This is a genomic window from Streptomyces sp. NPDC059917 (genome assembly GCF_042730635.1).
Taxonomy (GTDB): domain Bacteria; phylum Actinomycetota; class Actinomycetes; order Streptomycetales; family Streptomycetaceae; genus Streptomyces.
Genome location: NZ_JBHWLC010000006.1, coordinates 92,540 through 105,787, shown reverse-complemented (window position 1 = coordinate 105,787; position 13,248 = coordinate 92,540). Strand labels below are relative to the sequence as shown.

At 74.2% G+C, this 13,248-nt stretch carries 13 protein-coding genes; 5 read left to right on the top strand and 8 right to left on the bottom strand.

What is annotated here, in order from left to right:
- Window positions 1-100 precede the first annotated feature (100 nt).
- The 3 genes from ACFWAR_RS05705 to ACFWAR_RS05695 all read left to right on the top strand — a co-directional run bounded on the left by ACFWAR_RS05705 (window position 101) and on the right by ACFWAR_RS05695 (window position 2,275).
- Window positions 101-1,069: an anti-sigma factor RsbA family regulatory protein gene (locus ACFWAR_RS05705; protein ID WP_385773414.1), complete on the top strand. Its 969-nt coding sequence runs from the start codon at window positions 101-103 to the stop codon at window positions 1,067-1,069.
- Window positions 1,070-1,240: 171 nt separating this feature from the next.
- On the top strand, window positions 1,241-1,684 hold the full coding sequence (locus tag ACFWAR_RS05700) for an ATP-binding protein (protein ID WP_385773412.1): 444 nt from the start codon (window positions 1,241-1,243) through the stop codon (window positions 1,682-1,684).
- 141 nt (window positions 1,685-1,825) lie between these two features.
- Window positions 1,826-2,275: a CBS domain-containing protein gene (locus ACFWAR_RS05695; RefSeq protein ID WP_385773410.1), complete on the top strand. Its 450-nt coding sequence runs from the start codon at window positions 1,826-1,828 to the stop codon at window positions 2,273-2,275.
- Between the two features lie 9 nt (window positions 2,276-2,284).
- On the opposite strand, the gene ACFWAR_RS05690 is transcribed toward ACFWAR_RS05695, so the two are convergent.
- The 6 genes from ACFWAR_RS05690 to ACFWAR_RS05665 all read right to left on the bottom strand — a co-directional run bounded on the left by ACFWAR_RS05690 (window position 2,285) and on the right by ACFWAR_RS05665 (window position 8,096).
- Entirely contained in the window at window positions 2,285-3,286 is a 1,002-nt protein-coding gene (locus tag ACFWAR_RS05690; protein ID WP_385773408.1) for a winged helix-turn-helix domain-containing protein, read from the bottom strand.
- 207 nt (window positions 3,287-3,493) lie between these two features.
- Window positions 3,494-3,970, bottom strand: a complete 477-nt coding sequence (locus ACFWAR_RS05685) for a hypothetical protein (RefSeq protein WP_385773406.1) — start codon at window positions 3,968-3,970, stop codon at window positions 3,494-3,496.
- 45 nt (window positions 3,971-4,015) lie between these two features.
- On the bottom strand, window positions 4,016-4,831 hold the full coding sequence (locus ACFWAR_RS05680) for a 3-hydroxybutyrate dehydrogenase (RefSeq protein WP_385773404.1): 816 nt from the start codon (window positions 4,829-4,831) through the stop codon (window positions 4,016-4,018).
- Between the two features lie 79 nt (window positions 4,832-4,910).
- Window positions 4,911-5,945 (bottom strand): alpha/beta fold hydrolase, encoded by a 1,035-nt coding sequence (locus ACFWAR_RS05675; RefSeq protein WP_385773402.1) that lies wholly within the window; start codon window positions 5,943-5,945, stop codon window positions 4,911-4,913.
- Between the two features lie 152 nt (window positions 5,946-6,097).
- Entirely contained in the window at window positions 6,098-7,507 is a 1,410-nt protein-coding gene (locus ACFWAR_RS05670) for an APC family permease (RefSeq protein WP_385773400.1), read from the bottom strand.
- Window positions 7,508-7,817: 310 nt separating this feature from the next.
- Window positions 7,818-8,096, bottom strand: a complete 279-nt coding sequence (locus ACFWAR_RS05665) for a WhiB family transcriptional regulator (protein WP_385773398.1) — start codon at window positions 8,094-8,096, stop codon at window positions 7,818-7,820.
- Between the two features lie 172 nt (window positions 8,097-8,268).
- Between ACFWAR_RS05665 and ACFWAR_RS05660 the strand changes: the two genes are divergently transcribed.
- A complete protein-coding gene (locus ACFWAR_RS05660) occupies window positions 8,269-9,621 on the top strand; it encodes a serine hydrolase domain-containing protein (protein ID WP_385773396.1) in 1,353 nt (450 codons plus the stop codon).
- Here ACFWAR_RS05660 and dhaL read toward each other — a convergent pair.
- Window positions 9,606-10,784 carry a dihydroxyacetone kinase subunit DhaL gene (dhaL, locus tag ACFWAR_RS05655; protein ID WP_385773394.1) on the bottom strand — a complete coding sequence of 393 codons (1,179 nt, stop codon included), beginning with the start codon at window positions 10,782-10,784 and terminating at the stop codon, window positions 9,606-9,608. The two genes, ACFWAR_RS05660 and dhaL, sit on opposite strands and share 16 nt — an antisense overlap.
- Window positions 10,785-10,867: 83 nt before the next feature.
- Window positions 10,868-11,866 (bottom strand): dihydroxyacetone kinase subunit DhaK, encoded by a 999-nt coding sequence (gene dhaK / locus ACFWAR_RS05650; RefSeq protein ID WP_385773392.1) that lies wholly within the window; start codon window positions 11,864-11,866, stop codon window positions 10,868-10,870.
- A 263-nt stretch (window positions 11,867-12,129) separates the two neighbouring features.
- On the opposite strand from dhaK, the gene ACFWAR_RS05645 reads away from it, so the two are divergent.
- Complete coding sequence (locus tag ACFWAR_RS05645) at window positions 12,130-13,248, top strand: glycerol dehydrogenase (protein ID WP_385773390.1); 1,119 nt, start codon at window positions 12,130-12,132, stop codon at window positions 13,246-13,248.

Genomic DNA, 13,248 nt, shown 5'->3' with positions numbered 1-13,248 from the left:
CGCCCGTCATACTCACTGCGACGAGTGAACGAGCGGACGAGCCGACGGGCCGATCAGGGCCACGGCCGTCCTGGAAGCGCGCCGCGCAGGAGGGTGCAGCATGAGCCACCGCACCACCGCTGCGCGCGCGCGGACCGGAGCCTTCGCCCATCCGGCCCTCTTCTACCGGAACCCGCAGGAGTACGTGACGGGAGTGCGCGGCTTCGTGCGGGACGCGCTGCGCGCCGCCGAGCCGGTCCTCGTCGCCGTTCCCGGCCCGCACCTGGCGGCGCTCCACCGCGCTCTCGCGGTGGACGGGGCCGGGGCGGCGGAGGGCATCGAGTTCGTGGACATGACGCGGCTGGGCCGCAACCCCGGCCGCATCCTGGCCGCCCTGCAGGAGTTCGCCGACCGGCATCCGGGCCGCCGCGCCCGGATCGTCGGCGAGCCGATCTGGCCCGGGCGATCCCCGGCCGAGGTCCGCGAGGCGACCCGGCACGAGGCGCTCATCAACACCGCCTTCGCGGGGCGCGCCGCCTCTATCCTCTGCCCGTACGACACGACCGGACTCCCGGCGGCGGTCGTCGCCGACGCCCGGCGCACGCACCCCACGCTGATCGAAGCCGGACTCCCGGCGGACAGCCCCGCCTACGCGGACGCCGCGGCGGTCTGCGCCGACTGCGACACCCCGCTGCCCGAGCCCGCCACCGCGGCCCCGGTGCTGGAGTACGCCGCGGGCGAGCTGGCCCGGGTACGGGAACACGCCCAGGCCTGGGTGCGCGCCAGCGCCCTCGACCCCGCCCGCCGGGACGACCTCGTCCTGGCCGTCAGCGAGGCGGCCGCCAATTCCCTCGCCCACGGCGGTGGCAGCGGCACCCTGCGGCTGTGGGCCTCGGGGACCGGCGCGGTGGTGGCGGAGGTGCGCGACGGCGGCCGGCTCACGGATCCGCTGGCAGGGCGTCGCCGCCCGCCCGTGGCCTCCGGTGACGGCGGCCGGGGACTGTGGATGATCCACCAGCTCTGCGACCTGGTGGAGATCAGGGCCTTGGACACGGGGCTCACCCTGCGGCTGCACATGGTGATCGGATGAGCTTGACGACCGTGTACAACCAAGTCGTGGCTCGGCCGGTCCAAGAAGGCAGCGGTTTGTCATCATTGGGGATCAACCATCGAGGATCAGTGCCAACGGGGGGCAGGTGAGGTCACAGTGACGGCCATCGGATCGGACGCCGGCGATCCACTGCGCGAGCGAGCGCCGGTCATGGGTCAGCGTCGCCGCCTGGCCCTGCGCGGTGTCCGCGGACACGTGGCGAAGGGGCGCGACTTCACGCGCGAAGCCATCCGGGACTGGGGCTGGCCGTCCAGCCAGACCAGCGAGGACGCCCTGCTCGTCGTGTCGGAGCTGCTGACCAACGCGAGCCTTCACGCGGGCGGGTGCGACGAACTCGTCCTGACCTACGGCACGGCCCTGCGCATCGAGGTGCTCGACGGCGAGACGGAGCTGCCCGCGCCGCGCGTCACACCGCGCGGCACCCCCGGAGGCCACGGGCTCGCCATCGTCCAACGGCTCTCCGACCGCTGGGGCGCCGACGCGCACGCGAGCGGCAAGGTCGTCTGGGCCGAGATCGAAGGCTCCCGGCTGGCCACGGGCGGCCCCGCCCCCGTTCGGGGACGGTCGGGTCCGAACGGCCCAACCGTGCAGTAGGAGCCCTCCGTACGGGGAACCGATGGGTGCCGGCAGTCCGCTCGGGCGGCCGGCGCGACAGCGGATTTCCGTACGGAGAGGGGCGCACCCCATGAACGACACGGCACGCAGGGAACGCACGGAACGCGCGGGAGGCCGGGGATGAGCCCCAACGCCACCCACCTGCCCAAACCGGGCGTCAAGACCGCCCGCGACCTGATGACACCGGGCGCGCACTGCGTCGGTCACGACGAGCCGGTGCTCCGGGCGGCCCACCAGATGGCCGAGCTGGGGGTGGGCGCCCTGCCGATCCGGGACGGCGGCGACCGCATCATCGGCATGATCACCGACCGCGACATCGTCGTCCGCGTGCTCGTGCCCGGCAAGGACCCCGCCACGACCCCCGCGGGTGAACTCGCCGGGGGCGCGGTGACGGTCGGCCCCGACGACGACGCCGAGAAGATCCTGCGGACGATGGCCGCCCACAAGGTCCGCCGGCTCCCCGTCCTCGACGGCCACCGCCTCGTGGGCATGGTCGCCCAGGCCGACATCGCCCGCGCCCTGCCCCACCCGGAGGTCGGCGCCCTGCTGGGCGCCCTCTCCAGCGACTGACGACCGTCGCTAGACGGCGTCCCCCAGGAGCGCGCGGCCGAGGGGCGTCAGTGCGTGCCGGACGGCGGATCCGGCACGCTCCGTCGTCAGCAGGCCCGCGGCGCGCAGCACGCCCGCGTGGTGGCTGGCCGTCGCGGGGGAGGTCCGGACGCGGCGGGCTAGTTCGCTCGTGCCGGCGGGCGTCGACGCGGCCCGCAGGGTGCGCGCCCGGGTGGCGCCCAGCAGCGCGGCGAGCGCGCCGCCCGGCTCGGCGCCGACGTCGCCCGCCGCCCACACGGCCCGGTAGTCGGCGAGGTCACGGGCGACCGGGTACCGCAGCACGAGCGGCCGACCCGGATCGGCGTTGTCGAGCAGCACGAGGGGGCCGGGCCAGAAGAAGGTGGGTACGAGGAGCAGGCCGCGCCCGTCGAGCCGCAGGTCGGCGTCGCTCGCGCACGGGACCTGGAGCACGGGCGAGGTCCAGCGGATCTCCGGGTGCAGCGTGCCGAGCAGTCCGTCCAGCCCGCAGTCGGCCGTGATCAGCGCCCGGCGGGTGCGGTCGTCGTGTGCGGCGGCCAGGAGTTGGGCCCAGTACGGCGCCACCGCCACCGCGTGGTAGTCCTCCAGCGCCCGCCGGACGAGGTCGCCCCACTCCGGCGACCCCTGGTGCAGGGCGTGGATCCAGCCCGGTGCGTCCGGCCGGAGCAGGGCGGTGGCCCGGAGGTCCGCGGCCCACTGGCCGCGCGGCAGTGACCAGGTGTGGTCGAGGCCCTCGGCGAGCGTGTGCGCCCGCGCGTGCGTGAACACCTCGGGGACGTATTCCCCCGCGTGCGCCGGGGCGAGTTCGAACAGGAGCCGCATGGACGGCCGCAGGCCCCGGCGCGTGCGCTCGCGCCATCCGGCCAGGGCGACCCCGGCGGACCCCGGGTCCTGGAGCACGGGCAGGCTGAGGACCGTTTCGGCGAGCGGGTCGGGGGAGCGGGCCGTGCGCACGCGAGCCAGGTCGTCGGCGGTGAAGTGGATCCGCAGCACCGTCGTTCCTCCAGGGGCCTCGGGGCGTGCGCAGCACGGTAGTCGGCCCGTGCGCGGGCGACGGCCGGGGCCGTCGATCCGCCGCGCGATCTGGCCGGTATCCGGTGCGCGGGCCGGGCCGATGTCCGGATTCGGGGTGCGTCGAAAGGGCTTGGGCCCGGTCGGCGGGTCCCCCGACACTGGTGGAGCGGCCGACGCCGGGGCGTCTCAGGGGGAACCATGGCGTCGGCCGCCACCGGGCGAAGAGACGCCCTGGCCCGCGTCGGAGGGAACGGGGTGCGCGGGGAGGACGGTGTGGGCGCCGCGGCCCGACGCGTCGACGTGGACCACGTGGGGGCCCACCCGGACCGTCATCGTCCCGTCGGTGGTCCAGCAGCCTTCGGGGCCGTCGGCTCCGGGGAGCGGGGTCCACACCTCCAGGAAGGTCGAACCGTCGGGGTTGGTGCCGGTCTCGACCATGCCGGGGCCGTCGGCGCGCAGGGCGCCGACGTCGACGCCGGGCTCGCCGACCTCGTGGTGGAAGGTGACCCGTTCCCCGTCGTAGGAGGTGTGCCCGGCGAAGCCGCGGCTGTCGGCGTACAGGGCGCCGGTCTGGAGCCACACGACGTGTTCGGTCTCCAGCAGCGGGCCGCCGTCGCGGCTGATGCCGGCGCGCAACCACGCGCCGCGGGTGGGTGCGTCCATGTCCCCAGGGTGCCAGAGCCCCCGGTCAGGGCGCGGGCGGGGCGTTCAGTGCGCGCCCCAGCCGCCGTCCAGGGGGAGGGAGGCGCCGGTGAGGTACCCGGTGTGGGGTCCGCACAGCCAGAGCACGGCCGCCGCGACCTCCTCCGGCTCGATCAGGCGTTTGATGGCCGAGCGGGTCAGCAGCACGTCCGACACCACGTCCGCGGGACTGATCCCGTGCGCGGTGGCCTGGGCCCGGATCTGGTCCTCGACCAGCGGGGTGCGCACGTACCCCGGATTGACGCAGTTGCTGGTCACGCCGTACGGCGCGGCCTCGAGGGCGGTGACCTTGTTCAACCCCTCCAGGCCGTGCTTGGCGGCGACGTAGGCGCACTTGTAGGCGCTGGCCCGCAGTCCGTGGACGCTGGAGACGTTGACCACCCGGCCCCAGCCGCGCGCGTACATGTGCGGCAGGGTGCGGCGCAGCAGCAGGAACGGCGCGGTCACCATGACCTGTTGGATCAGGGTGAAGCGCTCGGGCGGGAACTCGGTGAGCGGCGCCACGTGCTGGAGCCCGGCGTTGTTGACCAGGACGTCCACGGCGGCGGGCAGCGACGCGATGGCGGCGGGGTCGGCCAGGTCCGCGGTGTGCGCGTGCCCGCCCACCGCCGCGGCCGTGGCCGCAGCCGACTCCCCGTCGATGTCCACCGCGTGCACCGTGGCACCGGCGGCGGCCAGGGCGATGGCGCAGGCCCGGCCGATGCCGCTGCCCGCGCCCGTCACCAGGGCGACCCGCCCGGTCAGGGTGGCTCCGTCGCAGGGGGCCACGGCGGCCGCGGGGGTCGCGGGCCGGGTCGCCGGGGGAGGAGGAAAGGTCGTCATGGCGCGCAACAGTAGGCACCGCCGACGACGGCCGACATGGCGTCCACCGCCACACTGCGGCCGCCCGCCATGGTGGTCGTCACCACTCGTCGTGCCCGCTCCATCCCGCGCCGACCCCCACCGGGGACCCGGCCGGAGCGCCGACGAAGGACTCCGGGGCCGTGGCGTACGGCAGCCCGGTCACCGGTCGGCCGCCGAGGAAGCGGGCCATCAGGTCGGCGAAGTCGGTGCTGCGCTCCAGCGGCGCCAGGTGGTCGGTCTCCAGCACGGTCAGGAACTGCGCGTCGGGCAGGACGGACGCCACGCGGCGGCCCATGTCGGGCGTGGTGAGGGTGTCGTGCTCGCCGGTGACGACCAGCGCGGGCACCGCCGGGCAGGGCTCGGGGCGGTACCACTCGTGCCGGAGCAGGCGCCGGTTGTGCTCGGCCGACTTGCGCAGGGAGTCGGGGCTCTGCCCGGCGATCTGCTGGTAGACGAGCCGGGCGACCGCCGCGTGCTTGCGCACGGTGCCGGTGCCGGGGGGCGACATGAAGCGGTCGGTGAGCTCGCGGGCGATGTCCAGGGTGTCGCCGCGCGCGATCATGCGGTCCCAGCGTTCCATCGCCGCCGTGTACTCGTCGGTGACGGCCGTCGTCATCCCGCTGAGCAGCAGCCGCTCGACGTACGCCGGGTAGTGCTGGGCGAAGCGCAGCGCGATCGCTCCGCCGAAGCAGGTGCCGAACAGGCCGATCCGCTCCAGCCCCAGCGCGTCCACCATGTGCCGGGTGGCGGCGGCGAGGTGGTCGACCCCGTAGCGGGCCGGGAGGAAGTCGGCGCCGCCGTAGCCGGGCAGGTCGACGGTGACCACGGGAGCGTCCTGGACGAGCCGCTTCTCGTGCCGGGTCCAGGAGGTCCGGTTCTGCTCGGAGCCGCCGAGGATGAGGATCGGCGTGCCCGTGCCGCCCGCCCGGGCGATCCGGCAGACGTAGGTCAGCCCGTCGAAGACCAGCTCCCGCTCCTCCACCGCGGCGGCGACGGAGTCCGGGCCGCCGCCCTGGGCGGGGACGGGCAGGGGGACGGCCGGGTCCCGGTGCGTGAACGATCCCTGGCCCTGGACCGTTGCGGAACTCGGCATGAAAGTCATTGATCGCTCCAAGAGGCGCCGGAAGGACAAAGCGCGCTGTACAACCCTCCCCGGCGGCGAAAGGTGTCGGCGCCGACCGCACGGGTGCGCCACCCGGCCGATGACTCGGACGGGTGGCGCGGGGAGGGGGAGCGGGAGCGGGGTCAGGACGCGGGGGCGTCCTCCGTCTCCGGGACGGTGACCAGCCAGCGGGAGTCCTGGCGCGGGCGCAGGTAGAGCGCCCAGTAGAGGGTGGCGACCCCGGTGATGCCGCCCGTCCAGAGGAGGTACTGGGTCTCCTGCTGGGTCAGGATGTAGGCGAGTACGAGGATCAGCGCCACCGGCACCGCGGGCCACAGCGGCATCCGCCAGGCGGCCACCGTGCGGTGCGCGCCGCGGCGGCTGAACAGCGCGGCCACCGCCACCAGCAGGTACATGCCCGTCACCGAGACGCCGGTCACGCCGTAGAGGGTGTCCAGGTTCACGAAGCACAGGGCCGCGCCGGGGACGCCGACGAGCAGGGTGGCGACCCAGGGGGAGCCGGTGCGGCCCAGCCGGGACAGGGCGTTGTTGACGGGCTCGGGCCACGCCTTGTCGCGGGCGGAGGCGAAGAGGACCCGCGAGTTCTGGATGACCATGACGATGCCCGCGTTGACGATGGCGAGGGCGACGCAGAGGCTGACGAAGGTGCCGACGGCCGAGTTGGACCAGGCGGTGACCATCGCGCCGATGTCTCCGCTGGTCAGGGCCGCGAGGTCGGGGGCGCCGACGGTGATGGCGATGACCGGGACGAGGATGACGGCGGTGGAGATGGCCAGGGTGGCCAGCACGGTGCGGGCGACGTTGCGCCGCGGGTTCTCCAACTCCTCCGACAGGTAGACGGCGGTGGAGAACCCCTGGGTGATGAAGAGGGCGATGGCGAGGCCGGAGACCACCATCATCGCGGTCACCGTGGAGGTGGAGGCACCGCTCTCACCGGCCACCGAGCCGTGGACCAGGGCGGAGGCGCCGCGCTCGCTGTGGGCGAAGCCGAGGACGGCCACCAGGGCGGCGGCCACGACCTCCAGCACCAGGAAGATGCCGGTGATCCAGGCGTTGGCGCGCAGGTCCAGCAGGCCGGCGAGGGTGGCGAGCAGCATGACCGCGCCGCCCGCGACCGGGGCCGGGATGTGGACGATGGGCGCCAGGTAGTCGGCCGTACCCATGGCGATCACGGGTGGCACGATCATCACGACCAGCAGGGACAGGACGAAGACCAACCATCCCGCGAGCCGACCCGCGAGCGTCGACACGATGGCGTACTCGCCGCCCGCGCTCGGGATCAGCGTGCCCAGCTCCGAGTAGCAGAACGCGACGCCGATGCACAGCAGCGAGCCGATGGCGATGGTGAGGGCGGCGTAGGTGCCGAGGCTCGAGAACAGGTCGGGCACGACCACGAAGAGGGTCGAAGCCGGCGTCACGCACGAGAGGGTGAGCAGGGTCCCGCCCACCACGCCGATGGAGCGCTTCAGCTTCTGGGGGACGGGGCCGGTCGCGGGGGCGAGCGCCTGGGGAGCGCTGATCGTGTCGGACATCAGTGCGGGTTCCGATCGGCAGATGCGGGGTGATGAGTGCGGGAGCGGTATCGCCTCCGAGGCGGCTGGTGATCAAGTGGTTCCGTGTGCTCCCGGGCCGCTATGCAATCTCCGCGAGATCCGCTGGTCAATAGCTGTTTACCTGCGGAATCCATCGTTCCGACGCGCCGATGGTGCCCGTTTCGGCGTTAAGACCGCGTGAATACTGCTCTCCGGGGGATGCGGGAACCGCAGCTCGCCCCGCAGAATATTTCGCCCGGCTTTGCCGATCGGGCCCCTCCCGGGCCGTCGCCCTGCGTCCGGGCCGGGCTCAGAGCCGCGCGGAACGCAGCTCGCGCCGCTCGTCCTCGGTCAGTCCGCCCCACACCCCGAAGGTCTCGTGGGTGCGCAGGGCGTGCTCTAGGCACGCGCGCCGCACCGGACACACCGCGCACACCCGCTTCGCGGCCTCGTCCCGGTCGTCCCGTTCCTCGCCGCGCTCACCGGCGGGATGGAAGAAGCGGTTCGGGCCCAGATCGCGGCAGGCCGCGTCGTCCTGCCACTCCCAGTCGCATTGCGTTTGTCCCGGCAGCAGTGACACGTCGGACATGACAGTTCCCCTCTCGCGGGTCCGTTCGGGTCGTCAACGCGTCTGACCACTCGAAGGGGGTTGAAACGTCGGGCGGATGACGGCCCGTGAGGACGCGTGGCCGATACTCGGGGCGCGAGGACCAGCACGCGGGACGGGCCGGGCCGGGGACGGCGCGGCGGGGGGAGGCACGGTGGGGGCAGCGGTGCGCCGCGCGCGACTGGCGCGGCTGCGGAGCCCGGCGACGGCGGTGGCCCTGTGCCTGGCCTCCCTGGCCGGCGCCGCGCCCGTGGTGATGGCCAGGGCCGCGGCCCCGGTGAGCGCGGTCCCGGTGACCGCGCTCCCGCAGGGCCTGGACCGCGCCGCCCTCGCCCGGGACCTCGACGCCGTGCGCGACGCGGGCATGTACGGGGCGTACGCCTCCGTCCGCGACGGAGCCGCCGGATGGGACGGCGCCACCGGGGTGGCCGACCGCGACACCGGCCGCCCCACCCGTCCCGGCATGGAACACCGCGTCGGCAGCGTCACCAAGTCCTTCACCGCGGTCGCCGTCCTCCAGCAGAGCGCGGCGGGCCGGATCCGGCTGGACGCGCCGATCGGCGACTACCTCCCCGACCTGGTCCCGGGCGAGCGCGGCCGGCGGATCACCGTCCGCATGCTGCTGAACCACACCAGCGGCATCGCGGACTACGTCCCGCGGGCCTTCCCCTCCCTGGCCCGCGGCTCCGCCGCGAGCCTGGACGAGTTCCGCCACCGCACGCTGGCTCCGGCCACGCTGATCGGCTGGGGCCTCGACGCGCCCCAGGTCTTCGCGCCCGGCACCGACTGGTCGTACTCCAACACCAACTACGTCCTGCTCGGCGAGCTGCTGCGCGAGGTCACCGGCCGTGATCCCGAAGAGGTCATCACCCGGGACGTGATCCGCCGGGCCGGGCTGCGCCACACCTACTTCCCGGGGACGGACCCGCTCATCGCGGGCCCGCACGCCAAGCTGTACGAGAGCTTCCACGGGCTGATCGACCCGCCCCGCGACTACAGCGAGTACGACATGACCATGGCCGGCACGGCCGGGGCGCTGATCTCCACCCCGCAGGACCTCAACACCTTCTACCGGAGCCTGCTCCGGGGCGGCCTGCTGCCCGCCGCCCAGCTCCGCGAGATGCGCACGACCCATCCGGTCACGGACGACACCGGCCGGGTCATCGCCCGGTACGGCCTCGGCATCTACACCGTCGACACCCCGTGCGGACCGGCCTGGGGCCACGACGGTTCGGTATGGGGCGCGGGCACCACCGCGCTGTCCAGCGCCGACGGCGGCCGCCAGTTCGCCCTCGGCTTCAACCTGGGCAAGTACCAGCTGAACGACGCCGAGGGCCGGCCGGTCCCGCACCCCGTGGACGCGGCGCTCGACCGGCTCCAGACCCGGGCCCTGTGCGGTGCGGGCGTACCCGCGCCGCTCCCGTTCGCGCCCCCGCAGAGCGACCCGCTGGAGGCTCCGCTGGCCCCGCCGTCGCTGTCCTCGGCGACCGGTCAGCGCTTGCGGTAGTCCCGCGCGTCCGCCGCGGCGGCCACCACCGCGTCCAGGTCCCCGCCGACCGCGGAGGTCAAGGTGATGGCCACCGCACCCTCCAGGAACGGCGCGTCCACGATCCGGGTACCGGCGGGCAGCCCCGCCTCCTCGTCGCCGATCAGGGAGTTCACGGTGAGCACCGCGCTGCCCATGTCGCACAGCACGGCCACGCCCCGACCCTCGTCCACGGTGCGGACGGCCTCGCGGATCAGCGCCGCGCTGGTGCCGATCCCGCCGTCCGCGGTGCCGCCCGCCAAGGCGAGCGGGCCGGGCTCGGCCGAACCGAGCAGGGCCCGGGTCAGCTCGGCCACCGACTCGGCGACCGCCTTGCTGTGGGAGACCAGGACGACGCCGACCCGGCCGGTCGAGACCCCGGCCCGGGCCCGGCCGCCCTCTCCGGCGACGGGCTCTTCGACGACGGGCTCCTCGGTCACGGGCTCCCGCGCCGCGTCCGTCCCGCCCTCGGCCCCGAGATCACCGGCGGCGCCGTCGACGGCCGTCCGCAGCGCCTCCATCAGCAGCGCCACCGAATTGGCGCCCGCGTCCTGGTGTCCGACACTGCGCTCGCCCAGGTAGCTGGCCCGCCCCTTGCGGGCCTGCAACCCGGCCGTGACGTCGGCCCCCGCGCGCGCCGCCTTCGAGGCCTCGTCCAGGGCCTCGCGCAGCGGACGTCCCGCCTCGGCGGCGTCGGCCAGGGCGAGGACCGCCGGAGCCAGCGCGTCCACCATGGTCGCGTCGCCGACCTCGGCGCCGCCGAGCTTCTGGACCGACCGCAGACCGGCGCCGAGCGCGGCGCCCAGCTCCCCGGCGGTCGGCCGCTCGGTGTCGCCCAGCACCTTGCCGGTGCGCCGCAGCGCGGTGCCGAAGAGCGGACCGGAGGCGCCGCCCACCGTGTTGGTCAGGGTGGACCCGGCCAGGGTCAGCAGGGCGCCCGGGGTGCGCGGACGGGTCTCGGTCACCGCGGCGGTGACCGCGCCGAAGCCGCGGACCAGATTGGCGCCGTGGTCGCCGTCGCCGATGACCGCGTCCAGCTCGGTGAGCCGCTCGGCGTCGCGGCGTACCAGACGGGTGGTCTCGGCGAGCCAGCGCTGGAAGCAGGCGGCGTCGAGAACGGGTGCTTCCGGCTGCATGGTCGTCATGCGTGTCACTCCTGGCGGCGAAGGGTGGTGGTGGAGGTGGGGGAGTCGGTGGGGCGGGGCGGTGCTCGCGGTGCGGTCGGGGTTCAGCAACCCCAGCGCAGGGAGGGGGTGTTCACCGGCGCGTCCCACAGCCGCAGCAGCTCGGCGTCGGCGCGGCACAGGGTGAGGGTGCACCCGGCCATGTCCAGGCTGGTGACGTAGTTGCCCACCAGGGAGCGGGCCACGGTGACGCCCCGCTCGGCCAGGGCGCGCCCGACCTCGGCGCGCATCACGTACAGCTCGATCGGCGGGGTCCCGCCGAGCCCGTTGACCAGCAGGATGACCGGGTCGTCGGAGCACTGCGGGAGGTCGTCGAGGATCGCGTCGAGCATGGCCGCGGCGGTGTCGGCGGCGCTCATCGACGAGCGCCGCTCGCGCCCCGGTTCACCGTGGATGCCGATGCCCAGCTCGATCTCGTCCTCGCCCAGGGAGAAGTTGGGGCTGCCCTTGGCCGGGGTGGTGCAGGAGGACAGGGCGACCCCGTAACTGCGCGAGCGCTCGCCCACCTTGCGGGCCACCGCGGCCACCTCGGCCAGCGGCGCGCCCTCTTCGGCGAGGGCGCCCGCGATCTTCTCCACGAACAGGGTGGCGCCGGTGCCCCGGCGGCCGGGACCGGCCGCGTCCGCGGCCACGGCCACGTCGTCGGCCACGACGACCTGCGCGACCTCGATGCCGTCGTCCTCGCAGTCCTCGGCGGCCATCGTGAAGTTGAGGATGTCCCCGGTGTAGTTCTTCACGACGTGCAGCACGCCCGCGCCCGAGTCGGCCACGGCGGTGGCGCGGGCGATCGCGTCCGGCACCGGCGAGGTGAAGACCGGCCCGGCGACCGCCGCGGCGAGCATGCCGCGGCCCACGAACCCGGCGTGCAGCGGCTCGTGCCCGCTCCCGCCGCCGGAGAGCACCGCGACCTTCCCCCCACCGGTCCCGCCGACCCGCGTGACGATGCCCGCGCCCGCGTCGACGTCGAGCTCCGGGTGGGCCGCGGCCATTCCCCGCAGGGCGTCCTGGACCACGGTTTCCGGGGAATTGATCAGCTTCTTCACTGCGGGTCTCTCCTGATGGCTTTCGGAGCGCTTCATTGCGCCTCAATGCGTTTAATGCGGAAAGAAAATGCAACTCATGTGGAGATGGCTCCATCGGCCCTTGACCAGGCCGATTACTAGGAACCCTACGTCGCGGGCCCGGCGTCAGGGGTGGGGTACTTGGTCCTTTGTTTACCGGCGGAAGGGCCCGCGCCGGGCCCTTCGGTGCGTGATAGGAATGAATAAGACGCCAATTGAGTCGTCTGAATTCCAGGAGGATTTCCGTGAAGACCGCCGGTACCCGCATGCTCATCAGCCCGCCCAAGTACGTCCAGGGGGCGGGGGCGATGAACGACCTGGGCGAGCACGTCGCCCCCCTCGGCGGCCAGGCCGTGGTCCTCGCCGACAAGGGGGTCTGGGGCTTCGTCGACGGGGCCGTCACCGACTCGCTCGCCGCCGCGGGGGTCCACCTGACCAAGGAGGTCTTCGGCGGACTCTGCACGCAGCGGGAGATCGACCGGGTCGCGGCGGCCGCCCGGGCCGCCGGCGCGGACGTGGTCGTCGGCATCGGCGGCGGCACCGCCATCGACACCGCCAAGGCCGTCGGCCACGCCCTCGGCGACATCGCCGTCGTCAGCGCCCCCACGGTGGCCTCCACCGACGCCCCGACCAGCGCACTCGCCGTGATCTACACCGAGGACGGCGCGTTCGAGCGGTACTCCTTCTTCCGCCGCAACCCCAACCTGGTCCTGGTCGACACCGCGCTCGTCGCGCAGGCGCCCAGCCGCTTCATCGTCTCCGGCATGGGCGACGCCCTCGCCACCTGGTACGAGGCCCGCGTCTGCGTCGCCGCGGAGCGCACCGCGATGGCGGGCGGCCTCGCCACGGCCGCCTCCCTGAGCCTGGCCCGGCTCTGCTGGGAGACCCTCATGGAATACGGCCACCAGGCCCGTCTGGCCGCCGAGGCCCACGTGGTCACCCCGGCGCTGGAGAAGGTCACCGAGGCCAACACGCTGCTCTCCGGCCTCGGCTTCGAATCCTGCGGCCTCGCCGCCGCCCACGGCATCCACAACGGCCTGACCGTCTCCCACCGCACCCACGGCATGATGCACGGCGAGAAGGTCAACCTCGGCACCCTCGCCCAGCTCGTCCTGGAGGGCGCGCCCACCGAGGAGCTCGACACCTACCTGCGGTTCAGCCGCAGCGTCGGCCTGCCGACCACGCTCGCCGAGCTGGGCCTGGTCGACCCGGACCGCGAGGAACTCCTCGCCATCGGTCGCGCGGCCACCGCCGAGGGCGAGACCACGCACAACATGCCCTTCGCGGTCACCCCCGACATGGTCGCGGACGCGCTGCTCGCCGGGGACGCGTACGCCCGCGCCACCGCCGGCAAGCACTGCTGA

Coding starts and splice junctions, on each gene's coding strand:
- ACFWAR_RS05705 (WP_385773414.1), top strand. CDS start 101: ATGAGCCACCGCACCACCGCTGCGCGCGCGCGGACCGGAGCCTTCGCC.
- ACFWAR_RS05700 (WP_385773412.1), top strand. CDS start 1,241: ATGGGTCAGCGTCGCCGCCTGGCCCTGCGCGGTGTCCGCGGACACGTG.
- ACFWAR_RS05695 (WP_385773410.1), top strand. CDS start 1,826: ATGAGCCCCAACGCCACCCACCTGCCCAAACCGGGCGTCAAGACCGCC.
- ACFWAR_RS05685 (WP_385773406.1), bottom strand. CDS start 3,970: ATGGACGCACCCACCCGCGGCGCGTGGTTGCGCGCCGGCATCAGCCGC.
- ACFWAR_RS05680 (WP_385773404.1), bottom strand. CDS start 4,831: ATGACGACCTTTCCTCCTCCCCCGGCGACCCGGCCCGCGACCCCCGCG.
- ACFWAR_RS05675 (WP_385773402.1), bottom strand. CDS start 5,945: ATGCCGAGTTCCGCAACGGTCCAGGGCCAGGGATCGTTCACGCACCGG.
- ACFWAR_RS05670 (WP_385773400.1), bottom strand. CDS start 7,507: ATGTCCGACACGATCAGCGCTCCCCAGGCGCTCGCCCCCGCGACCGGC.
- ACFWAR_RS05665 (WP_385773398.1), bottom strand. CDS start 8,096: ATGTCCGACGTGTCACTGCTGCCGGGACAAACGCAATGCGACTGGGAG.
- dhaL (WP_385773394.1), bottom strand. CDS start 10,784: ATGACGACCATGCAGCCGGAAGCACCCGTTCTCGACGCCGCCTGCTTC.